The sequence below is a fragment of the Azorhizophilus paspali genome (assembly GCF_043587585.2).
In the GTDB taxonomy this organism is placed as follows: Bacteria; Pseudomonadota; Gammaproteobacteria; order Pseudomonadales; family Pseudomonadaceae; genus Azotobacter; species Azotobacter paspali.
The window spans coordinates 739101-759666 of sequence record NZ_CP171449.1 but is presented as its reverse complement, the minus strand read 5'-3'; the positions used below and the strand labels follow the sequence as shown (position 1 = coordinate 759666).

Genomic DNA, 20566 nt, shown 5'->3' with positions numbered 1-20566 from the left:
CGTCTGCTAAGCTGCGGGCTTTTTCCGAGGATATTCCATGGACCCGCGTAGCGAAGTACTGTTGCGCCAGGTCGAGCTGCTCGGCGGCGAGCTGCTGCTGGCCGGCCTCCCGGCCGACGACCTGCTCGGCCGGCTGCCCGCCGCCCATGGCTGGAGCTGGCACGCCGGAGAGCATGCGACGCTGACCGCGCGCTTCGCCGGCCGCTGCCGGTTCGGCATCATCCCCGACGAGCGGCCCTTCGCCGCCGCCGTGCTGTTCCTGCCCAAGTCCGCCGAACTGACCCGCTACCTGCTCGACAGCCTGGCCGCCCGCCTGCCCAGCGGCGAGTTGTACCTGGTGGGGGAAAAGCGCGGCGGCATCGAGAGCGCCGCCCGCCAGTTGCAGGCCTTCGGCCGGCCGCGCAAGCTGGACAGCGCCCGCCACTGCCAATTGTGGCAGGTGACGGTGGAGCAGGCGCCAGCACTTCCCGTACTGGAGGAGCGCGCCCAGCGCTATCGGCTACAGGCGACCGACGGCCCGCTCGAAGTGGTCAGCCTGCCCGGGGTGTTCAGCCATGGCCGCCTCGACCGCGGCACGGCCTTGCTCCTCGAACGGCTCGACAATCTGCCGCCGGGGGATCTGCTCGACTTCGGCTGCGGTACCGGGGTGCTCGGCGCGCTGCTCAAGCGGCGCTATCCGCAGAGCCGGGTGATCCTGCTGGACGTGGACGCCTTCGCCCTGGCCAGCAGTCGCCTGACCCTGGCGGCCAACGGCCTGGAAGCGCAGACAATCGCCGGCGACGGCATCCGGACCGCGCCCGACGGACTGGCGGCGATCGTCAGCAACCCGCCGTTCCACCAGGGCGTGCATACCGACTACCGGGCCACCGAGGACCTGCTGCGCGAGGCCGCTCGGCATCTGCGTCCCGGCGGCGAGCTGCGCCTGGTCGCCAACAGCTTCCTCAAGTATCCGCCGCTGATCGAGCGTCACCTCGGCCCCTGCCAGGTGCTCGCCGAAGGAAACGGCTTTCGCGTCTACCGCGCCGGACGGGAACGCTGAACTTGCCAGGGCAATCGCATGAAATGCCTGCCCGATACTAGGCTGGAAAGGTTGTGTCCTTGGTCATTCCGGCGTGGTCTTCAGATCCAGTGCATTGGCTGCTTGCCGAGTGGTCGGATACCTTCTGTTTCGGCCCCCCGGCCGAGTCACTTTTTCTTGCCTGGCCAAGAAAAAGTAACCCAAAAGAAGGCCACCCCCTCATCCGGCCCTGCGCTTCGCTCCGGGTTCCCTCCCTGCATCGCCGCTCCAGGGGCTCGCCGCGCAGGGCGATCCATGGCCCATCGCGGCTCTCGCGGCATCCTTGCCGCTCGACCCCTTCCACGACGATTCCGCTCGGCCTCCTGAAGGGGGCATCCGGCATTGCCTGACAAGCCGTGCTGCAAGAGCGAAAGCGCTTTCAGGCAACCCGGAACCCGACTCCCGTTCAGAAGGCCGAGCGCAGGCGTCGCGTAGAGGGGCGAGCCGCAGGGAGGCGGCGAGAGTCGTACGAGGGGCATGGATGCCCCTTGTGCGACGACCCTCGGAGCGGGGCCGGAGCGAGGGAACCCCGGCGCAGCCGGGGCCGAATGACCGGGCGCGCTTTCTCTTTGGTTAGTTTCTCTTTGCGCGCGCAAAGAGAAAGTGACTCGGCCGGGGGGCCGAAACAGGGACTGTCCGGCCCCTCGGCAAGCAGCCATGCCAAGGCTCACACAACCGTTCCAGTCCGGTATCGAGCGAGCGCTTCATGCGATTGCCCTGGAACTTGCCCACCGCCCGCCGCTTCGGCACAATGCGCGCCGTCCTGGGGGAGTAGTCTCCCGCGAGCGACCGCTCGCCCGGCACCCGTCAACATGCTTGGCCCGCAGGCCATGGCGGGTGCGACCCCGGCCTCATGTAGGCCGCAGGGTTCGACAAGACCCATGACACGTACACCTCACTCGGGGCGGGGAGGCGTGCGTGTCATGGAAGAGTCGTCGACCCGCCCCCGCAGGAAATTCGATGGAATCCCTTTTCGTCCCTACCCTGATCGTTGCCCTGGCCGAAATCGGCGACAAGACGCAACTACTCGCCCTGCTCCTCGCCGCCCGCTTCCGGCAGCCCTGGCCGATCATCTGGGGCATAGTCGTCGCCACCCTGACCAACCACTTTGCCGCCGGCGCGGTGGGCAACTGGGTCGCCGGGTTCTTCTCGCCCGCCGTGCTGAGCGCCACCCTCGCTGCCGCCTTCGCCGCCGTGGCGATCTGGACGCTGATCCCCGACGAACTGGATGCGGACGAGGAGTCCGGCCTCAAGCGCCACGGCCCCTTCCTCACTACCCTGATCGCCTTCTTCCTCGCCGAGATGGGTGACAAGACCCAGATCGCCACGGTGATGCTGGCCGCGCAGTACCCACACTTCGTCCTGGTGGTGATCGGCACCACGCTGGGCATGCTGATCGCCAACGTACCGGTGGTACTGGCTGGCAACTTCGCGGCCGACCGCCTACCGCTGGATCTGATCCGCCGCATCGCCGCCGCCGGTTTCGCCGCCCTGGCCGTCTACACCGGCTACCAGGCGATGCGACTGGCCGGCTGGCTATAAGCCCTCCAGGCGGGGTCGCGCTTGCCCGGCGCGGCCCCCTTGGGCACAATGCCCGCCGTCCTAGGGGAGTTCTCTCCCGCCTGTCCGGAGCCCTCGCCCGATCTCGAAGCGTGTGTGCTCCAGGCCCGTCGTACATATGCCGAAGGTATGGCACGCGTCCCTCACACCCGGGGCGGGGAGGCGTGCGTGTCCCGGAAGAATGTCACCCCGCCCCCAGGAAATCCGATGGAATCCCTCTTCATCCCTACCCAGATCTCCATCCTCGCCGAGATCGGCGACAAGACCCAGTTGCTGGCCATGCTGCTGACCCTGCGCTTCCGCAAGCCATGGCCGATCGTCTGGGGCATGTTCATCGGCATCCTCGGCAACCATATACTCGCCGCCGAAATCGGCCACTTGGTCGCCGGCCACCTCTCGGAAGTCGCACTGAACGGCATGCTCGCCGTGGCCTTCGCCGCGATCGCCATCTGGACCATGCTGCCCGACCAGCGGGGCGACGAGGACGACTCCAGGCTCAAGCGCTACGGTCCTTTTCTGACCAGCACCGTCGCCTTCTTCTTCGCCGAGATGGGCGACAAGACCCAGGTCGCCACCCTGGTGCTGGCCGCGCAGTACACCTATCCCTTCTTCGTGGCGATCGGCACGACGCTGGGCATCGTGATCTCCAACGCACCGGTGGTACTGCTGGCCGGCAACTTCGTCGCCCAGAACCTGCCGCTGAAGCTGATCCGCCGGATCGCCGCCTTGGCCTTCCTCTGCCTGGCGGTGTATTCGGGTTATCAGACGGCGAAACTGGCCGGCTGGCTATAGCCGAGCCGGCCCGGCCCCCGCTCGCGGAGCCGGGCCCTGCGCTTCAACTGCCGCCCTTGGCTTGGCGGTATAGCGGCATGACCTTGGGAATCGCCGCCTCCAGCGCCGCCGTGCGGTTGCCCGGCGAGGGGTGGGTACTCATGAACTGCGGCGTGCCGTTGCTCTCCGCCTGGCTCATCTTCTGCCACAGGGTAAGTGCCGCGTTCGGGTCGTAGCCGGCACGGGCGGCCAGCTCCAAACCGATCAGATCCGCCTCGTTCTCGTTGCTGCGGCTGTTGGGCAGGGTCATGCCGTACTGCACCGCCACGTCCGCCATGGCCATGCTGACTTCCCCCACCCCGAGCAGCGCGCTGGCGCCTTGCTTGGCCATTTCCACGGCATAGGCCTTGGACAGCGCCTCGCGGCCATGCTCGCGCAAGGCATGGGCGATCTCGTGGCCCATGACCGCGGCGATCTCATCGTCGGTCAGCCGCAGCTTTTCGATCAGCCCGTTGTAGAAAATGATCTTGCCACCTGGCCCGCAACTGGCGTTCAGCTCGTCGCTATCGATCAGCGCGACCTCCCATTGCCACTGCGCGGCATCGGCGCGGAACAGCGGCGCCTTGGCGATCAGCCGGCGGGCGACTTCGTCCAAGCGCCGGGCATTCTGGCTGCTGGTATCCAGCAACCCCTTCTCGGCAGCCTCGCTCAGCGTCTGCTGATAGGACTTGGCGTACATCTGGTTGACCTGCTCGGTGGAGAGCGTACTGAACATGTACTGCTTGCGCTCGACCCCCACGGCGCCGCCACTGGTGGTCTGGACAGGCTGGCAGGCGACCAGCAGCAAGGCGACGGCCACGCCGGAGAGATAAGACGACTTGCCCATATGGGTACTCCTGAAAAACACGGCCTTCATGCTAGGTCGCCGACACGGGGACGACAACCGGGACCAGGAAACCAATGGCAATAAGCCAGCGACCCCGCAGGCGGAGCCGGCAAGAGAACCGCGCCGTACCGGAAAGCTTCCGTGGCGGCCTCGGCTCAGGCCGGCGTCAGGCATGCCGGGGCATCCAGGCGTGGATCGTTGACCAGATCCGCCAGGGCCCGCTCGCGCAGCGCCGAAGCGGGTCGCGACAATAGTTCCTGCAGCTCGCTCATGGGGCTGGCAGCGTCCAACCAGAGCGCCTGGCCGGCCTCGTCGAGAATCAGGGGCCGGCGCTGGCTGGCAGCCGCCTGGGTGACCATGGCGACGCTCAGGTAGACCTGCCCGCCGACCGGATAGGCTTCCCAAACTGCCGCGAAATACAGCAACAGCGCCTCGCCGCTCATCCAGTAGGGGCGCTTGCGCACGGCGGCGCCGCGCCACTCGTAGAAACCGTTGGCCGGCAACAGGCAGCGGCGTGCCCGGAAAGCTTCGCGGAACATCGGTTGCCCGGCCAGGGTTTCCGCCCGGGCATGGGCCGGCGTACGCGACAGATCGGTCAGCCAGGCCGGGGTCAAGCCCCAACGTGCCAACGCCGCCTCGCGCGCACCGTCGGCATCGCGCAGCATCAGTACCTGGGCGGCCGGAGCGATGCTCCAGTGCGGCGCCAAATCCGTGGGAAAGCCGCGCAGGGCAGTCAAGGCCGGCAGCCAGCGAAACAGGGCGTAACGTCCACTCATGACGACGGGCACTCGGGGGCGGGGAAGCGACATGGAATCGAGCTACCGTCCATTGTAGCGGCGAGGCCCTTCGCGTGAAGCTCGACGGGTCGGTGTTTCAGGGCAGTCGCATGAAATGTCTTTCCGATACCGGACTGGAAAGATTGTGTGATCCTTGGCATGGCTGCTTGCCGAGTAGCTGGATAGTCCCCGTTTCGGCCCCTCGGCAAGCAGCCGATGCACCGGATTTGAAGACCAGGCCGGAACGACCAGGCACACAATCTTTCCAGTCTGGTATCAGGCGAGCGCTTCATGCGATTGCCTTGGTCGGTGTTTCCGACATCGTGGACTCTCCCGAGTTGCCGCTATAATGCCCGACCGATTTTTCCCCGCGATAAGAGGTGCAGGCCCGCGCCTCCGCCTCCTTCGCTATCTATCCAGTCCTGATCAAGAGCACATGATGGGCGAATTCGATGCCATCCGACCCTATGCCGACGCCGAGGTCCCTGCCGTCCTGCAGCGGCTGATCGCCGACGCCGGCTTTCTCGACATTCTTACCCGCTTCCGCTTTCCGCGCCTGGCCGGACCGCTCGGCTGGCTGCTCAAGCCGCTCATCGCCATGCGGCTGCGTACCGAGTTCGCCCGGATCGATAGCGTCGCGGCCCTGCAGACGAAGATCGAAACCTATGTCGACCGCACCATCGAGCGCGCCACCGATGGCGTGACCTACAGCGGCCTGGAGCAGCTCAGGCCCGGCAAGGCCTACCTCTTCCTCGCCAACCACCGCGACATCGTGATGGACCCGGCCTTCGTCAACTACGCGATCTACCACGCCGGACTGCGCACCCCGCGCATCGCCATCGGTGACAACCTGCTGCAACGGCCCTTCGTCAGCGACCTGATGCGCCTGAACAAAAGCTTCATCGTGCACCGCTCGCTGAGCGGACGGCGGGAGAAACTCGCCGCCTATCAACTGCTCTCCGCCTACATCAACCATTCGATCCGGGAGGAAGGCGAGTCGATCTGGATCGCCCAAGCCGAAGGCCGTGCCAAGGACGGCGACGACCGTACCGACTCGGCGATCCTCAAGATGTTCCACATGAGCCGCAGGGACGAGCTCTTCGCCGAGGCGGTGAAGTCCCTCAACCTGATTCCGGTGTCGATCAGTTACGAATACGACCCCTGCGACCAGGCCAAGGCCCGCGAGCTGTACACCCGCGCCACCACCGGCAGCTACACCAAGGCGCCGGGCGAGGACGACCAGAGCATCGCCCTCGGCATCACCGGCTACAAAGGGCGGGTGCACATCCACTTCGGTGCGCCGCTGGAGGCATCGCCGGAGGACGCCAAGCAGCTCGCCGCGGAGATCGACCGGCAGATCCTCGGCAACTATCGGCTGTTCCCGGCCCATCACCTGGCTTATGAGCAATACGCCGGGCGCGATCCCAAGCTGCAGGTGCCGACGGCGGCGCAGTTGTTCTCCGCCGAGGAGATCGCCCGCGCGGAGGCGGAATGGCAGAAACGCCTGGCCGCCTGTCCCGAAGAGCAACGTCCCTATCTGGTCCTGCAATACGCCAATCCGGTACGCAACCGCTACCGAGTCAAGGCCGGCCTGCCGCTGTAAGGATGCCGGCGCCCTTCAGAGCCGGGTACTGCTCCAGGAAAGGAGCAGCGCCAGCAGCAGGGTGCCGGCGCCGAAGCGATAGAAGAAGCGGTTGATTTGCACGGTCGCCGCCTCCAGCGCCCAGGTCCTTTCTTCATCATCCAGTTCCCTCTCGCCGACCAGGCGTGCCAGGGCACGCTGCTCGCGCAGGCGCGTGGCGAGTAGCAGCCAGCTTCCAGCAATGGCGAATAACAGGGCCGCGCCATTGAGCAGCAACGACGGGGAAAACGGCAGGGGGACCCCAGGAACCAGCAATAGCATCGAAACCTCCGCATTAGTGCAGTGCGCGAAGGAGCCGCGCGCACCATAAAAGGGAAAGACGGACCACTCTCCGTAGCGGGCCGAAAACTTCGCCGCCCACCGTCAAGTGCGTAAAATGCCCATCGCAGCGCGGCCCGACACCTTCGCGCGCCGCGCGGGAGGCTGGCCGACGACTTGCATGGCATTTTGGCGCGGACAGGGAAGACCCGGACACGTTCTGTGCAAGCCAAGTGCCTTGCAAGCGTCGTTTTCGACTAATGCCCATGGGCTCCGAAGTTCTGCTTTTGCCGCGAAACGGCCATAGCCGACCATCCTGAAGTCCTGGTTACGAGGCAAGGCATCCGATCAGCCATTCAGCCATGGAGGAATCGACATGCAATACGCCAAACCCCTCGAATGTTCGACCGATCTGCAGGATGAGCTGGAAGAACGCATCGGACTGGACTTCTGCACCCATGATCAGGACTGGCTGGACTACTGCCGGCTGGGCGGCCACGAGCATTACGAATTCCCCGTCGCCGAGCGGCCGAAAAAAGGCTACGCCAGGGCCGCCTGACCGCATGCCGGCAGGCGCCGGCCGGAGTGGCGGCCGCCAGCTCCGGCAGGAAAGGCGCCCCGGCCCCGGCGAACGGGCCGGGGCGCACGCCTCAGCGCTCCAGCAACAGTTGGCCGATGGCCGGGTCCTTGAAGGCGCGGGTCAGGGCATCGCTGAGCACGTCGCTGACCAGCTTGGTGTTGGTCTGCTGATTCGGCGCCATGCCGAAGCGTTGGTTCAGCGAGGCGCCATAACGGCCGCTGTAGCGACGGCTGGCATTTTGCACATCGACCCGGAAGGTCGCGCCGATATCGGCCTCGGTGACATAGGTTCCCCCCTTCGGTGACTGGTACTTCAGTTCGGCCAGGGTCAGCGTCAGTTGTGGCGCGTTGTAGGCATTGGCCGAGGGGGTGAAACCGAGTAGACGTAACGCCGTTTCGGCCTGGGTCTGCAGCCGGGGCAGCACGTCCTGTCCGCGCACGACGATCATGCTGGTCTCCGGATACAGACCGCCGCGGGTACCCAGGTTCGGCGAAGCGCGTCCGTCAACCACCCGCACGACGACAGGCTGACCGGATCCGACCGCGGTGAGCGGCGTGTTGATCTTCGGCTCGGGGGTGATTTGTTGCGGGCTGAGGGCACAGCCGGCCAGCCCCAGGCTGGCGACGGCGATCAGGCCGAGCACTGGCAACAGACGATACAGCATGCGCGATTCTCCAGAGTACGCCAAGGAAGCGCAGTATAGCGACAGCGATTCCCGCCCGCAGCCGACGCGAAGGCCACGGAGCATGGGCCGTGCCGGAATCGATAGCCTCCGAATAAAACTAAAGCCAAAGGGTCAAACTTGTCGATTTGGCGGTATACTCGACCCCCGATTATAAGGTCGTCTCCTGATCGGGCATCGTCATGCACAGCCGCGCAGCTTGGCAGGACCTCCCCAGAGAGTCGCCCATCCGCTGCCCCATGGTCAGCACCGCTTTTGCTTTCCGCCCATCGCACAGAATACTTTCGCTTGCAAGGACGCGGCGTGTCTCGTTACGCCTCGGAGTATCGGCGTGCCGCAGACCACGACGAGCAAGGCTCATGCCTCTCGAAAAGGGCATGATAATGCGGTTTTTCACTACAAAAGAGTGTGGCGAATGAACGACGATGCGTTCCGAGCGAATATTCATGCTCCTTCGCCCATCGATGATCCACTGACCGAGAAATTGGGGTCTACCCGCTAGGGCCGCCCAAATGGATGCCGCGACGTGAGTCGCCGACTGCCGGATCGAGGCTCCGCCCGCTTCCCCGGCAGCCGCCTGGGTATCCCGTAGGAAGCACGGCCGATTCAATCGGCAGGTGCCCGTCGAGGAACAACGGATAACAGGCCGGCCGGACAGCCGAAGCGTCATCCTCGCAGGCAAGGGCGCAACCCGATGCCCGAGGAGTCGGCACAAGGCCGTACTGCCAATTGATGTTGCAGATTTGGAGGCGTTAATGGCGCAGAAAAACTACGAAGTCGATGCGGTGCTGGTCGGCGCCGGCATCATGAGCGCGACACTGGGCGTGCTGCTGAAGGAACTCGATCCCGGCATCAGGCTGGAAATCGTCGAGATGCAGGATTCCGACGCTCTGGAAAGCTCCAACCCCTGGAACAACGCGGGTACCGGGCATGCCGGCCTCTGCGAGCTGAACTACACCCCGCAGGCGGCCGACGGCACGGTCAAGGCGCAGAAGGCCGTCGAGATCAACACCAAGTTTGAGGTCTCCAAGCAGTTCTGGGCCTACCTGCTGGAACAGGGCACCTTCGGTTCGGCGCAGTCCTTCATCAACCCGGTCCCGCACCTGAGCTTCGTGCGCGGCGACAAGGACATCGGCTACCTCAAGACACGCTTCGAGGCACTGAAGAAGCATCACTGCTTCGCCGACATGGAATACACCGAGGACCAGGCGACCCTCGACGAATGGATGCCGCTGATGATGGCCGGCCGCAACCCGAACGAGCGCCTGGCCGCGACTCGCTCGCAGGGCGGCACCGACGTCAACTTCGGCGCCCTGACCAGCCAGTTGCTGCAGCACCTGGCTAGCAAACCCGATACTACCCAGAGCTACGATCACAAGGTCACCGGCCTCGAACGCAGCGATGGCGGCTGGCAAGTCACCGTCAAGGATCGCAAGTCCGGCGAGAGCCGCGTCATCAAGGCCCGCTTCGTGTTCCTCGGCGCCGGCGGCGGTGCCCTGCCCCTCCTGCAGATGTCCGGCATTCCGGAAGGCCACGGCTACGGCGGCTTCCCGGTCAGCGGCCAGTGGCTGCGTTGCGACAACCCGGAAATCGTCAAGCAGCACCAGGCCAAGGTCTACAGTCTGGCTGCGGTCGGCGCACCGCCGATGTCGGTGCCGCACCTCGATACCCGCGTGGTCGACGGCAAGAAGTCCCTGCTGTTCGGACCCTACGCCGGCTTCACCACCAAGTTCCTCAAACACGGCTCCTTCCTCGACCTGCCCCTGTCGATCCGCCTGAGCAACATCGGCCCGATGCTGGCGGTGGCCCGCGACAACATGGACCTGACCCGCTACCTGATCAAGGAAGTGAAGCAGTCCATGGCCGATCGCTTGGAAACCCTGCGCGGCTTCTATCCCGAACTCAATCCGCAGGACTGGCGCCTGGAAATCGCCGGCCAGCGCGTGCAGATCATCAAGAAGGACGCCGAGCGCGGCGGCAAGCTGGAATTCGGTACCGAGATCGTCGCGGCCGCGGACGGTACCATCGCCGCCCTGCTGGGGGCCTCGCCGGGCGCCTCGGTTTCCGTATCGGCCATGCTCGACTTGCTGCAGCGCTGCTTCGCCGGGCAGATGAAATCCGAAGCCTGGATCGCCCGCCTGAAGGAAATCTTCAAAGCTTCGGCCAAAGACCTGCAGGAAAGCCCCGAGCTGTACCGCAGCGTTCAGGCGGCCTCGAACCAGCGTCTGGGCTTGGTCGCTCCCGCTCAGGCCAAGGCCGCGCCCACGGCTGCCAGCGCCGACAGCTAATCGAAGCTCCGGCCGTGAAAAAACCGCCTATTCAGGCGGTTTTTTCGTTTGCGGGGAAAGGTTCGGCTCAACGCCGAGCGGTCCGCACGATCTCGATGTAGGGCTCGGCAAGACGCTGGTCCTGGATCAGCGCGATGAAGTCGTGGCCTTGGGCGTCTTTCGCCGAAAGGTCGTAGCCGGCCTCGACGAAGAACCTGACAAAGCGTTCGAAATCGTCCACCCGCAACCCCCGGTAAGCCTTGATCAGCTTGTGTAGGGAAGGCGGCGTGGCGTCCGCTGGCTCGACATCGAGGAACAAGCGGATCTTGTCGTCGCCGATTTCCTCGCCAATCACCTGCTTCTTGTCTTTCTTGCCCATGCTTCGCTCCATTGATCAGTCGGGAAAGGGCCCATTCTAGCCGTCCCCGACAGGCGTCGTCTCACAGCCCCTTGACCGCATAGATACCGGCGGCATTGCGCCAGTAGCCCTTGTAGTCCATGCCGTAGCCGAATATGTAGCGATCCTCGCAGCTCAATCCCACGTAGTCGGCCTTCAGGCCGGGCGAAGCCTTGCGCTGGTGTCGCTTGTCCACTAGCACCGCGGTGTGCACGGCCGTGGCGCCCTCGTGGCGGCAGAAGTCGATGATCGCCGCCAGGGTATGCCCCTCGTCGAGAATGTCGTCGACGATCAGCACGTCGCGGTCGATGAAGGCGATTTCCGGCTTGGCCTTCCAGAACAGGTCGCCGCCACGGGTCTCGTTGCGGTAGCGGGTGGCGTGCAGATAGGACAGTTCCAGCGGGAAGCCCAGCAGAGGCAGCAGCTTGCCGGCGAAGACCAGGCCACCGTTCATCACGCAGAACACGACCGGATTGCGCTCGGCCAGTTCGTCGTTGATCGCCGTGGCGACACGATCGATCGCCGCCTCGACTTCGGCATGGTTGAACAGGCAATCGGCCTCCGCCATGACTTGACGGATATGGGCGAGATCGACAGACATGACATTTACCTCGGGTGGGTGAAGCATGAAAGGGTGCGCTGCGGCGGACCGGCCCCGGCAATCGAAGCGGGAACGTTACCCAGCGCTCCCGCCGCGGGCAAGCCCCACGGCCACCGCCGGTAGCCTGCATCACTCTTTGGCCAACCGTGTTTTAATTCAGGCATCCCATCTTCGAGTGCCGGAGCCCTGCATGCCCATCCACGAAATCCGCCATCCGCTGATCCGCCACAAGCTAGGCCTGATGCGCCGTGCCGACATCAGCACCAAGAGTTTCCGCGAACTGGCCCAGGAAGTCGGCGCCCTGCTCACCTACGAGGCGACTAAGGACCTGCCCCTGGAGAACTGCCAAATCGAGGGCTGGTGCGGTCAGGTGGAGGTGGAGAAGATCGCCGGCAAGAAAATCACCGTGGTGCCCATCCTGCGCGCCGGGATCGGCATGCTCGACGGCGTGCTGCGACTGGTCCCGAACGCCAAGGTCAGCGTGGTCGGCTTGTCGCGGGACGAGGAAACCCTGGTCGCGCACACCTACGTGGAGAAACTGGTGGGCGAGATCGACCAGCGCCTGGCGCTGATCGTCGATCCCATGCTCGCCACCGGCGGCTCCATGTCCGCCACCGTCGACATGCTGAAAAAGGCCGGCTGCAAGGAAATCCGCGCCCTGGTGCTGGTCGCCGCGCCGGAGGGCATCCGCCTGCTCGAACGAACCCACCCCGACGTGACCATCTACACGGCGGCCATCGACCAGCGGCTCAACGAAAACGGTTACATCATCCCCGGCCTGGGCGATGCCGGCGACAAGGTGTTCGGCACCAAGCAGAAGCCGAGCTGAGGCTTAGAGTCTGTCGCGGCTCACGCCCGAACCTCGACAGACCCTAACCCGGCGTACGACACAGTTGCGCCAGTGCGGATGCCCACGCCGGATGGTCGTTGAGGCAGGGCACCAGGATCAGCTCCTCGCCACCGGCCGCCTGGAACTGCTCGCGGCCGCGTTGGCCGATCTCCTCCAGGGTCTCGATGCAGTCGGTGACGAAGGCCGGGCACATCACCAGGAGCCGCTTCACCCCGCGCGCGGCCAGCGCGTCGAGCTGCTTCTCGGTATAGGGTAAAATCCAGCGGGCACGCCCCAAGCGCGACTGAAAGGACACCGACCAACGCCCCTCGTCCAGCCCCATCCGCCGGGCGAAACCCTCGGCGCTCCGCAGGCACTGCGCCCGATAGCAGCGCGCCAGCACCTCGGCCGGCGCCTCGCGGCAGCAGTCGACGCTGCTCAGGCAGTGCCGGCCGCTCGGATCGGCCTTGCGCAGATGGCGCTCCGGCAGGCCGTGGAAACTCAGCAGCAGATGGTCGAACTTCTGCTGCAGATGGGGTTCGGCGCTTCGCGCCAGGGCGTCGAGATACTCCGGCCGGGCGAAGAAGGGCTCCAGCACCCTCAGCTCCAGCGTCAGGCCGCTGGCGCGCAGCACCCGACGGGTCTCCTCCACCACGGTGGTCACGGTGCTGTCGGCGAACTGCGGATAGAGCGGCGCCAGGGTCACCCGGCGCACGCCCTTCTCCGCCAGCCGGTTCAGCGCCGCCTCGATGGACAGGTTGCCATAGCGCATCGCCAGCTCCACCGGCCCCTCGTGCCAGTAGGCCTGCACCGCCTCCCGCAGGCGGCGACTGAGGGCGATCAGCGGCGAGCCTTCCGGCCACCAGATCGAGGCATAGGCATGCGCCGACTGCTCCGGCCGCTTGCGCAGGATCAGCGAGACCAGCAGGCGGCGCAGCGGCCAGGGCAGATCGATCACGTAGGGGTCCATGAGGAACTGGTCGAGGTAGCGGCGCACATCGGCCACCTCGGGGGAGTCGGGCGAACCCAGGTTGACCAGCAACAGCGCGTGATCGGTCATGCAGCATCCTTGAGTCGATAATCGCCTAGCAGATCGGCCAGGGCGGTGTTGAGATCGGAGAAGCGAAACGCGAAGCCCGCCTCGCACAGGCGCGCCGGCACAGCGCGCTGGCTGCCGAGCAACAGTCCGGCGAGTTCGCCCAGCCCCAGGCGCAAGGCGAAGGCCGGCGCCGGCAACCGCGCCGGACGGTGCAGCGCCTGGCCCAGGGCGCGGGCGAACTCGCCGTTGCGCACCGGCTGCGGCGCGCAGGCATTATAGGGACCCTGGGTATCTTCTTGATGCAGGAGAAAGTCGATCAGCGCCACTTGATCGGCGATATGCACCCAGGACAGCCACTGCCGGCCATCGCCGAGCGGCCCGCCCAGGCCTAGGCGGAACATCGGCAACAGCCGCTGGAGAAAGCCGCCGTCGGGCGCCAGCACCAGCCCGCTGCGCAGCAACACGACACGTATGCCCAATTTTTCGGCGCGGCGCGCCGCGTCCTCCCAGGCGCCGCACAACTGGCTGGCGAAATCCTCGCCAACCGGCCCCATGTCCTCGTGCAGTTCGCGCTCGCCGCCATCGCCGTACCAGCCTACCGCCGAACCCGAAACCAGCACCCGCGGCCGCTGCAGGCGCGCCTGCAGCCAGTTCACCAGATGCTCGGTCAGGGTGATCCGGCTGGACCAGAGCACGGCCTTGCGCCGGCTCGTCCACAGCCGCCCGGCGATCGGCGCGCCCGCCAAGTTGATCACCGCATCCAGCGTCTCGCCATCCAGTTCCTCGAGCCGTCCGACACCACGCACGGATGCCCCGCAGAGAGCGGGAATCCGCTCCGGCGAGCGGCTCCACACCGTCAGCCGGTGCCCTTCGACGACCCAGCGCCGGCACAGGGAACGCCCTATCAATCCAGTACCGCCAGTCAGCAAAATGTGCATTGCCGTCTCCTCGCGTTGCCCAAAGGCATGCATGGCCCTACTTTGAATTTATAATGCTTTTTCGCTTTCGCACTTATCGATTTAGGATTACAGATGAAGGAGCACCAACCGTTGTGATCTGCGCCGGACGTACGGAATGGGGAATTCGTCAGCGGCGCACCTGCTAAGGGGTATGAGGTAAACCATGACTTTTCCTATTGCCATCATTGGCACAGGTATCGCGGGGCTCTCCGCGGCGGGGGCGCTGCACGCGGCAGGACTCGAAGTCCAGTTGTTCGATAAGGGCCGAGGCAGCGGCGGTCGCATGGCCAGCAAGCGCACCGAGGTCGGCGCCCTCGACCTGGGAGCCCAGTATTTCACCTGCCGCGACCGCCGCTTCGCCGAGGCGGTCCAGCAATGGCGCGACCGCGGCTGGATTGCCGAATGGCAGCCCAGTCTCTACGACTCCGCCAACGGCACGCTGCGTCCTTCCCAGGACGAGCAGATCCGCTGGATCGGCACGCCGCGCATGAGTGCCCTGACCCGCGGTCTGCTCGGCGACATGCCGGTGCGCTTCTCCTGCCGCATCACCGAGGTCTTCCACGGCAAACAGCACTGGATGCTGCAGGATGCCGACGGCAAGGCCTACGGCCCGTTCAATCAGGTAGTGGTGGCCACGCCCTCGCCCGAGGCGGCGCAGTTGCTGGCGGCCGCGCCGAAGCTGGCCAGCAGCGTGGCCAGCGTGGCGATGGAGCCGAACTGGGCGGTCGCCCTGTCCTTCGAGCAACCGCTGGACACCCCGGTGGACGGCTGCTTCATCCAGGACAGCCCGCTCGAATGGGCGTCGCGCAACCACGGCAAGCCCGGTCGCGCCAGCCAGCCAGACACCTGGGTGCTGCAGGCCAACAGCCGTTGGACCCGCCAGTATCTCGATCTCGTCAAGGATCAGGTGATCGAACAGTTGTACGGCGCCTTCGCCGAAATGATCGGCTGCACCGTGCCGGAACCGGTGTTCGGTCTCGCCCACCGCTGGCTCTACGGCCGGCCGGTCGGCAACCATGGCTGGGGCGCCCTGGCCGACTCCAGCCTGGGCCTTTACGCCTGCGGCGACTGGTGTCTGTCCGGGCGCGTCGAAGGCGCCTGGCTGAGCGGCCAGGCAGTTGCCCGCAAGCTGCTGCAACACCGCGCGAGCTGAGTTCCACACCCCTCCCGCGACATATTCGCCCGACGGCCACCGCATGGCGGCCGTCATCGATGCCCGCCCTCCACCCTCCCGTCTCGTGGCCATGCCATGTTTCCTTTCCTTCTTGCCCGGCCCTGCGCCAAAAGCTGTACGAATTGTTGATCATGTACAGGAATGCACCTAAGCTCGACACATACTTATACAAACCATGAAAGCTGTACAAGTATCCGCGAGGTCGTCCATGTCCACTGCCAGACCGAAGATCGCTATCAGCGCCTGCCTGCTCGGCGAACGGGTGCGCTTCAATGCCGGCCACAAGGAGTCGCGGTTGTGCAGCCGCGAATTCGCCAAACACTTCGACTTCGTTCCGCTCTGCCCGGAAATGGCCATCGGCCTCGGCACGCCACGCCAGCCGATCCGCCTGGTGGGCGATCCGGCCAGTCCGCGGGCGGTCGGCACGCGCGACGCCAGACTCGACGTCGGCGCACCGCTCGCCGCCTATGGCGAACGCATGGCTGGCGAGCTGGACGACATCGACGGCTTCATCTTCATGCAGAAATCCCCGTCCTGCGGCCTGGAGCGCGTCAAGGTCTACCAAGCCAACGGGCATCCCGCCGAAGGCACCGGTCGCGGCCTGTTCGCCGCTGCCTTCTGTGCGCACCGTCCGGAGCTGCCGGTGGAAGAAGAGGGCCGCCTGCACGACCCGGTGCTGTGCGAGAACTTCGTGACCCGGGTGTTCGTGCATGCCGAATGGCGCCAGTCGCTCGGCCAGGGCTTGAGCCGCCAGATGCTCCTGGACTTCCATGCCCGCCACAAGTACCTGCTGATGGCTAACCATCCGCGGCAGTACCGGACCCTCGGCCGGCTGCTCGGCGACCTCGGCCGGCACGCGCCGGAGGAGTTCGGCCCACGCTATTTCGCCCGCTTGATGACCGCGCTGCGCCGATGCGCCAGCCGTGGCGGCCACGGCAACGTGCTGCAGCACCTTTGCGGCTACCTGCGTCCGGCCTTGGAACCCGGCGAGCGCGCGGAACTCCAGCGGCTGATCGAGCAGTACCGCCTCGGCATGCTGCCCCTGGTGGTGCCTTTGACGCTGCTCAAGCACCATTTCCGTCGCCATCCTCATCCCTACGTGGCCCGGCAGGTCTACCTGCAGCCGCATCCCGAAGAACTCGGCTTACGCAACGCGATTTGAACGATGTCCGAAGAACAACTGCCCACCTCGCTGCGCGATGAATCCGAAACTGCCGCCGAGCCCGGCTGGCTGCCAATCCGCGAGGTTGCCCGGCGGACCGGGGTCAACCCGGTCACCCTGCGCGCCTGGGAACGCCGCTATGGCCTGATCCTACCTCGCCGCACGCCCAAGGGGCACCGCCTGTACAACGATGGCCATGTGGCGCGTATCCATGCGGTGCTCGCCTGGCTGAAGCGCGGCGTGGCGGTCGGCCAGGTCCGCGACCTGCTCGACCGCAAGCCGCCGAGCGACGCCGGGACGACTCCCGACAGCCCCTGGCAGGTCTTGCAGGCCGAGCTGCTCGCCGCCACCGAAGCACTGGCCAGCCGCCGTCTCGATGCCCTCTTCGACCAAGCCAGTTCGCTCTATCCCGCCCCCCTGCTCTGCGAGCGCCTGTTCCAGCCGCTACTCGACGAGCTAAAACGGCACGAGCGGGCCGGCGTCGGGCTGGAGCGCTCGTTCTTTCTGTCCTGGCTGCGCAGCCGGCTCGCTGCCCGCGTGCAGCAGCACAGCCGCCAGAGCGGCGGCAGGCCGTTGCTGCTCGCCGGTCTCGCCGGGCAACCGATCGAGCCCGACCTGTGGCTCTGCGCCTGGCTCGCCACGGCGACCGGCCGCCCGCTGGAGGTGCTCGACGGGCCCGTATCCCTCGCCGAACTGGAGCCGGCGCTGCCGCGTCTGGCACCGTGCGGCCTGCTGCTGCATGCTGCCCAGCCGCTGACCGCGGCGCAGTTGCGCCAGCTCGAATGCCTGGCCAGCGGCAATGCTTTTCCGCTGTTGCTCGCCGGTCCGGGGACGCTCGTACAATGGGAAACGCTGGCGCGGCTACCCGGCCTGTCGCTGGCCGAGAACCCGCCCGCCGCGCTGCGGCTTCTGCAGGAGCTGCACGGGAAAGCGCCATGCGCCAATTGATCTGGCTGCGCAGCGACCTGCGCGTTCGCGACAACCGCGCCCTGGGCGCGGCCATGGGCGCCGGGCCGAGCCTCGCCCTCTACCTGCTCAGCCCCGTTCAGTGGCGCATGCACGACGACGCCCCATGCAAGGTCGATTTTTGGCTGCGCAACCTCGCCGAGCTGTCGCACGGCCTGGCAAGCCTGGGTGTACCACTGCTGATCCGCCGGGTCGATACCTGGGACGAGGCACCCGCCCTCCTCACCCGCCTGTGCCATGAGCAGAACATCGTCCGGGTACACGTCAACGACGAATACGGGGTCCACGAAAACCGCCGCGACGCGGCGGTGGAGCGCGCACTGCAGGCGCAGGGCGTCGGTCTGCAGCGACACCTGGACCAGCTATTGTTCGCCCCGGACAGCCTGCGGACCCGCTCCGGCGGCAGCTTTCGGCTATTCGCTCAGTTCCGCAAGGCCTGCCACCGGCACCTGGCCGTCAGCCTGCCGGCAGTCGGCGGCCTGCCCATGGCACAACTGCCGCTGAACGTCGTCGGCAATGACGTTCCCGCTGCGCTGGAGGGTTTCGCCACGCCACCGGAATCCCTGCGCCGGCTCTGGCCGGCCGGCGAGATAGCCGCGCAGCGACGCCTGCATGAATTCGTCGGGAACCAGCTCGCCGCCTACGCCGAAGCCCGCGACTTTCCCGCCGAGCCCGGCACCAGCCGGCTGTCGCCCTACCTCGCCGCCGGCGTGCTGTCGCCGCGCCAGTGCCTGCATGCGCTGCTGCGCACTGGCGGATTCGACCGTCCGGAGGCCTCCGCTTGGTTCGACGAACTGCTCTGGCGCGAGTTCTACAAACATATATTGGCAAGCCATCCGCGGGTTTCAATGGGCCGTGCCTTGCGCACGGAAACCGAGGCCCTGCCCTGGCGCGACGCTCCGCAAGAGCTGGCGGCCTGGCAGCAGGGGCGTACCGGCTTTCCGCTGATCGATGCGGCGATGCGCCAACTGCTCGCTACCGGCTGGATGCACAACCGCCTGCGCATGGTGGTCGCCATGTTCCTGAGCAAGAACTTGCTGATCGACTGGCGGCATGGCGAGCGCTGGTTCATGCACCACCTGATCGACGGCGACCTCGCCGCCAACAACGGCGGCTGGCAGTGGAGCGCCTCCACCGGCACCAACGCGGCACCCTACTTCCGTCTGTTCAACCCGCTCACCCAGTCGCGCCGGTTCGACCCGGAGGGGCGCTTTATCCGCCAGTGGCTGCCGGAACTGGCGAGTCTGCACAACCGCGACATCCACGCACCGGCCAAAGCGCTCCGCCCCGCCGGCTACCCGCTGCCGATCGTCGACCTGCCGTTCAGCCGGGAACGCGCCCTGGCCGCCTTCAAGGCCCTGCGCCGCCGCGGCTGAACGACTTCATTCAGCGGGGCAACGCCTCGACCGCCGCGGGCGTACCCCACAATAGCGGCAGCACCCGCTCCAGCCCGAGCGGATCGCCGCTCGACCAGAAGCGCGCCGCGGCCGGCCCGGCGGCCAGCAGGTCGCGCTCTTGCAGCAGACGTTCGAGTTGGCGGGCCACCGCAGCGCCGGTATCGATCAGGCTGATCGAGTCCGGCACCAGTGTGCCGAGCAACGGCCTGACGAAGGGGTAATGGGTGCAGCCGAGAATCAGGGTGTCGCAGCCCTCGGCCAGCAGCGGCGTGACGAAGCCCCGCAGCAACTCGCGGGTTGCGGGTCCGTCCAGATCGCCGGCCTCGATCCGCTCGACTAGACCGGGACAGGGCTGGGTGATCACCCGCACGTCGCCGGCGAAGCGGTCCAGCAGCGCGGCGAACCTAGCGCTCTTAAGGGTTCCGCTGGTCGCAAGCACACCGACCCGGCCGCTGCGGGTGGCCGCCGCCGCCGGCTTCACCGCCGGCTCCATGCCGACCACCGGCAGTTGCGGATACAGCTCGCGCAGTTCGGCCACTGCCGCCGCGGTGGCAGTGTTGCAGGCTAGCACCAGCGCCTTGGCGCCCCGCTTCAGGAGAAAGGCGGCGATATGCCGACAGCGCTCGCGGATGTACTCGGGACTCTTCTCACCATAGGGCACGTGGCCACTGTCGGCGACGTAGAACAGGGACTCGCCGGGCAGCCGAGCGCGGATCTCGCTCAGCACCGACAGCCCACCGACCCCGGAATCGAAGACGCCGACCGGCGCCTCACTGGCCATGCCGCGCTCCGCACACCGGACACTGCGGATCGCGCCGCACGCGCAGCTCGCGGAAGCGGCTGGTCAGCGCATCGACCAGCAGCAGGCGACCGACCAAAGGCTCGCCGAAGCCGGTCAGCAACTTGAGCGCCTCCAGCGCCTGCAGGCTGCCTACCAAACCGACCAGCGGACCGACCACCCCGGCCTCGCTGCAGGTCAGTTCGGCTTCGCTGCCGTGACCATAGAGACAGTGGTAACAGGGGCTACCCTCGCTTCGCGGGTCGAATACCGAGAGCTGGCCTTCGAGGCGGATCGCCGCGCCGCTGACCAGCGGCTTGCCAGCGGCCACGCAGGCGGCGTTGACCGCCTCTCGGGTGGTGAAGTTGTCGCTGCAGTCGAGCACCAGATCCACCGCCGCCACCGCCGCGGCCAGCGAATCGGCGTCCAGGGCGCCGCGCAGCGGGCGCAGGACGACCTCGGGATTGAGCGCCGCCAGCCGGGCCAGCGCCGAATCCACCTTGCCCTGGCCGACGCTCGGAGTGTCGTGCAGAACCTGACGCTGCAAGTTGGTCAAGTCCACGCTGTCGAAGTCCGCCAGATGCAGCTCGCCGACGCCCGCCGCCGCCAGGTAGAGCGCCACCGGCGAGCCCAGCCCACCGAGGCCGACGATCAGTGCGCGGCTCCGTTTCAGCCGCAGTTGGCCGTCCACGTCGACCTGCGGCAGGAGGATCTGACGACTGTAGCGCAGCAGTTCTTGGTCACTGAGCATGGACTTGTCCTGGCAAAAGATGGATTCGATAAAG

General features: G+C 66.4%; 21 protein-coding genes. 11 read left to right on the top strand and 10 right to left on the bottom strand.

Annotated elements, in window-relative coordinates; translation table 11 throughout:
* Positions 1 to 37 precede the first annotated feature (37 nt).
* The 3 genes from ACGI6K_RS03710 (at position 38) to ACGI6K_RS03700 (ending at position 3409) form a co-directional block, all read left to right on the top strand.
* Positions 38 to 1039, top strand: coding sequence for a methyltransferase (locus ACGI6K_RS03710; protein ID WP_376949437.1), 1002 nt, complete (start codon positions 38 to 40; stop codon positions 1037 to 1039).
* A gap of 978 nt (positions 1040 to 2017) precedes the next feature.
* A complete protein-coding gene (locus ACGI6K_RS03705) occupies positions 2018 to 2599 on the top strand; it encodes a TMEM165/GDT1 family protein (RefSeq protein WP_376949439.1) in 582 nt (193 codons plus the stop codon).
* Between the two features lie 225 nt (positions 2600 to 2824).
* Positions 2825 to 3409, top strand: coding sequence for a TMEM165/GDT1 family protein (locus ACGI6K_RS03700; RefSeq protein ID WP_376949441.1), 585 nt, complete (start codon positions 2825 to 2827; stop codon positions 3407 to 3409).
* Positions 3410 to 3452: 43 nt separating this feature from the next.
* On the opposite strand, the gene ACGI6K_RS03695 is transcribed toward ACGI6K_RS03700, so the two are convergent.
* Together ACGI6K_RS03695 and ACGI6K_RS03690 are read right to left on the bottom strand one after the other, a co-directional pair.
* On the bottom strand, positions 3453 to 4274 hold the full coding sequence (locus tag ACGI6K_RS03695) for a M48 family metallopeptidase (RefSeq protein WP_376949443.1): 822 nt from the start codon (positions 4272 to 4274) through the stop codon (positions 3453 to 3455).
* Between the two features lie 155 nt (positions 4275 to 4429).
* The gene (locus tag ACGI6K_RS03690) at positions 4430 to 5050 is read right to left on the bottom strand and encodes an SOS response-associated peptidase (protein ID WP_376949445.1); all 621 of its coding nucleotides are present in this window, start codon (positions 5048 to 5050) and stop codon (positions 4430 to 4432) included.
* Between the two features lie 436 nt (positions 5051 to 5486).
* Between ACGI6K_RS03690 and ACGI6K_RS03685 the strand changes: the two genes are divergently transcribed.
* A complete protein-coding gene (locus ACGI6K_RS03685; RefSeq protein ID WP_376949447.1) occupies positions 5487 to 6653 on the top strand; it encodes a 1-acyl-sn-glycerol-3-phosphate acyltransferase in 1167 nt (388 codons plus the stop codon).
* A 15-nt stretch (positions 6654 to 6668) separates the two neighbouring features.
* Here the strand turns inward: ACGI6K_RS03685 and ACGI6K_RS03680 are convergent, their stop codons facing one another.
* The gene (locus tag ACGI6K_RS03680) at positions 6669 to 6953 is read right to left on the bottom strand and encodes a hypothetical protein (RefSeq protein ID WP_376949449.1); all 285 of its coding nucleotides are present in this window, start codon (positions 6951 to 6953) and stop codon (positions 6669 to 6671) included.
* A 373-nt stretch (positions 6954 to 7326) separates the two neighbouring features.
* Between ACGI6K_RS03680 and ACGI6K_RS03675 the strand changes: the two genes are divergently transcribed.
* Entirely contained in the window at positions 7327 to 7509 is a 183-nt protein-coding gene (locus ACGI6K_RS03675; protein ID WP_376949451.1) for a hypothetical protein, read from the top strand.
* Between the two features lie 91 nt (positions 7510 to 7600).
* On the opposite strand, the gene ACGI6K_RS03670 is transcribed toward ACGI6K_RS03675, so the two are convergent.
* Positions 7601 to 8194 carry a YajG family lipoprotein gene (locus ACGI6K_RS03670; RefSeq protein ID WP_376949453.1) on the bottom strand — a complete coding sequence of 198 codons (594 nt, stop codon included), beginning with the start codon at positions 8192 to 8194 and terminating at the stop codon, positions 7601 to 7603.
* A 761-nt stretch (positions 8195 to 8955) separates the two neighbouring features.
* Between ACGI6K_RS03670 and mqo the strand changes: the two genes are divergently transcribed.
* The gene (gene mqo / locus ACGI6K_RS03665) at positions 8956 to 10500 is read left to right on the top strand and encodes a malate dehydrogenase (quinone) (RefSeq protein WP_376949455.1); all 1545 of its coding nucleotides are present in this window, start codon (positions 8956 to 8958) and stop codon (positions 10498 to 10500) included.
* Between the two features lie 67 nt (positions 10501 to 10567).
* Here the strand turns inward: mqo and ACGI6K_RS03660 are convergent, their stop codons facing one another.
* Both ACGI6K_RS03660 and ACGI6K_RS03655 read right to left on the bottom strand, forming a co-directional pair.
* Complete coding sequence (locus tag ACGI6K_RS03660) at positions 10568 to 10858, bottom strand: PA4642 family protein (protein ID WP_376949457.1); 291 nt, start codon at positions 10856 to 10858, stop codon at positions 10568 to 10570.
* Positions 10859 to 10919: 61 nt separating this feature from the next.
* On the bottom strand, positions 10920 to 11477 hold the full coding sequence (locus ACGI6K_RS03655; RefSeq protein WP_376949459.1) for a hypoxanthine-guanine phosphoribosyltransferase: 558 nt from the start codon (positions 11475 to 11477) through the stop codon (positions 10920 to 10922).
* 190 nt (positions 11478 to 11667) lie between these two features.
* Here ACGI6K_RS03655 and upp point away from each other — a divergent pair, with 190 nt between their 5' ends.
* On the top strand, positions 11668 to 12306 hold the full coding sequence (gene upp, locus ACGI6K_RS03650) for a uracil phosphoribosyltransferase (protein WP_376949461.1): 639 nt from the start codon (positions 11668 to 11670) through the stop codon (positions 12304 to 12306).
* Positions 12307 to 12349: 43 nt separating this feature from the next.
* On the opposite strand, the gene hemH is transcribed toward upp, so the two are convergent.
* Both hemH and ACGI6K_RS03640 read right to left on the bottom strand, forming a co-directional pair.
* Complete coding sequence (hemH, locus tag ACGI6K_RS03645; RefSeq protein ID WP_376949463.1) at positions 12350 to 13366, bottom strand: ferrochelatase; 1017 nt, start codon at positions 13364 to 13366, stop codon at positions 12350 to 12352.
* Entirely contained in the window at positions 13363 to 14283 is a 921-nt protein-coding gene (locus ACGI6K_RS03640) for a TIGR01777 family oxidoreductase (RefSeq protein ID WP_376949465.1), read from the bottom strand. The genes hemH and ACGI6K_RS03640 overlap by 4 nt, the downstream gene beginning before the upstream one ends.
* Before the next feature lie 184 nt (positions 14284 to 14467).
* On the opposite strand from ACGI6K_RS03640, the gene ACGI6K_RS03635 reads away from it, so the two are divergent.
* The 4 genes from ACGI6K_RS03635 (at position 14468) to ACGI6K_RS03620 (ending at position 18982) form a co-directional block, all read left to right on the top strand.
* A complete protein-coding gene (locus ACGI6K_RS03635; RefSeq protein WP_376949467.1) occupies positions 14468 to 15457 on the top strand; it encodes an NAD(P)/FAD-dependent oxidoreductase in 990 nt (329 codons plus the stop codon).
* A 229-nt stretch (positions 15458 to 15686) separates the two neighbouring features.
* Positions 15687 to 16640, top strand: coding sequence for a YbgA family protein (locus ACGI6K_RS03630; RefSeq protein ID WP_376949469.1), 954 nt, complete (start codon positions 15687 to 15689; stop codon positions 16638 to 16640).
* 3 nt (positions 16641 to 16643) lie between these two features.
* The gene (locus ACGI6K_RS03625; protein WP_376949471.1) at positions 16644 to 17588 is read left to right on the top strand and encodes a MerR family transcriptional regulator; all 945 of its coding nucleotides are present in this window, start codon (positions 16644 to 16646) and stop codon (positions 17586 to 17588) included.
* A complete protein-coding gene (locus ACGI6K_RS03620; RefSeq protein ID WP_376949473.1) occupies positions 17576 to 18982 on the top strand; it encodes a cryptochrome/photolyase family protein in 1407 nt (468 codons plus the stop codon). Before ACGI6K_RS03625 ends, ACGI6K_RS03620 begins: the two co-directional genes overlap by 13 nt.
* Positions 18983 to 18992: 10 nt before the next feature.
* Here ACGI6K_RS03620 and murI read toward each other — a convergent pair whose 3' ends face one another.
* Both murI and ACGI6K_RS03610 read right to left on the bottom strand, forming a co-directional pair.
* On the bottom strand, positions 18993 to 19784 hold the full coding sequence (gene murI / locus ACGI6K_RS03615; RefSeq protein ID WP_376949475.1) for a glutamate racemase: 792 nt from the start codon (positions 19782 to 19784) through the stop codon (positions 18993 to 18995).
* Positions 19774 to 20532 (bottom strand): molybdopterin-synthase adenylyltransferase MoeB, encoded by a 759-nt coding sequence (locus ACGI6K_RS03610; RefSeq protein WP_376949477.1) that lies wholly within the window; start codon positions 20530 to 20532, stop codon positions 19774 to 19776. The genes murI and ACGI6K_RS03610 overlap by 11 nt, the downstream gene beginning before the upstream one ends.
* Positions 20533 to 20566 lie beyond the last annotated feature (34 nt).

Coding starts and splice junctions, on each gene's coding strand:
- ACGI6K_RS03710 (WP_376949437.1), top strand. CDS start 38: ATGGACCCGCGTAGCGAAGTACTGTTGCGCCAGGTCGAGCTGCTCGGC.
- ACGI6K_RS03705 (WP_376949439.1), top strand. CDS start 2,018: ATGGAATCCCTTTTCGTCCCTACCCTGATCGTTGCCCTGGCCGAAATC.
- ACGI6K_RS03700 (WP_376949441.1), top strand. CDS start 2,825: ATGGAATCCCTCTTCATCCCTACCCAGATCTCCATCCTCGCCGAGATC.
- ACGI6K_RS03695 (WP_376949443.1), bottom strand. CDS start 4,274: ATGGGCAAGTCGTCTTATCTCTCCGGCGTGGCCGTCGCCTTGCTGCTG.
- ACGI6K_RS03690 (WP_376949445.1), bottom strand. CDS start 5,050: ATGAGTGGACGTTACGCCCTGTTTCGCTGGCTGCCGGCCTTGACTGCC.
- ACGI6K_RS03685 (WP_376949447.1), top strand. CDS start 5,487: ATGATGGGCGAATTCGATGCCATCCGACCCTATGCCGACGCCGAGGTC.
- ACGI6K_RS03680 (WP_376949449.1), bottom strand. CDS start 6,953: ATGCTATTGCTGGTTCCTGGGGTCCCCCTGCCGTTTTCCCCGTCGTTG.
- ACGI6K_RS03675 (WP_376949451.1), top strand. CDS start 7,327: ATGCAATACGCCAAACCCCTCGAATGTTCGACCGATCTGCAGGATGAG.
- ACGI6K_RS03670 (WP_376949453.1), bottom strand. CDS start 8,194: ATGCTGTATCGTCTGTTGCCAGTGCTCGGCCTGATCGCCGTCGCCAGC.
- ACGI6K_RS03660 (WP_376949457.1), bottom strand. CDS start 10,858: ATGGGCAAGAAAGACAAGAAGCAGGTGATTGGCGAGGAAATCGGCGAC.
- ACGI6K_RS03655 (WP_376949459.1), bottom strand. CDS start 11,477: ATGTCTGTCGATCTCGCCCATATCCGTCAAGTCATGGCGGAGGCCGAT.
- upp (WP_376949461.1), top strand. CDS start 11,668: ATGCCCATCCACGAAATCCGCCATCCGCTGATCCGCCACAAGCTAGGC.
- hemH (WP_376949463.1), bottom strand. CDS start 13,366: ATGACCGATCACGCGCTGTTGCTGGTCAACCTGGGTTCGCCCGACTCC.
- ACGI6K_RS03640 (WP_376949465.1), bottom strand. CDS start 14,283: ATGCACATTTTGCTGACTGGCGGTACTGGATTGATAGGGCGTTCCCTG.
- ACGI6K_RS03635 (WP_376949467.1), top strand. CDS start 14,468: ATGACTTTTCCTATTGCCATCATTGGCACAGGTATCGCGGGGCTCTCC.
- ACGI6K_RS03630 (WP_376949469.1), top strand. CDS start 15,687: ATGTCCACTGCCAGACCGAAGATCGCTATCAGCGCCTGCCTGCTCGGC.
- ACGI6K_RS03625 (WP_376949471.1), top strand. CDS start 16,644: ATGTCCGAAGAACAACTGCCCACCTCGCTGCGCGATGAATCCGAAACT.
- ACGI6K_RS03620 (WP_376949473.1), top strand. CDS start 17,576: ATGCGCCAATTGATCTGGCTGCGCAGCGACCTGCGCGTTCGCGACAAC.
- murI (WP_376949475.1), bottom strand. CDS start 19,784: ATGGCCAGTGAGGCGCCGGTCGGCGTCTTCGATTCCGGGGTCGGTGGG.
- ACGI6K_RS03610 (WP_376949477.1), bottom strand. CDS start 20,532: ATGCTCAGTGACCAAGAACTGCTGCGCTACAGTCGTCAGATCCTCCTG.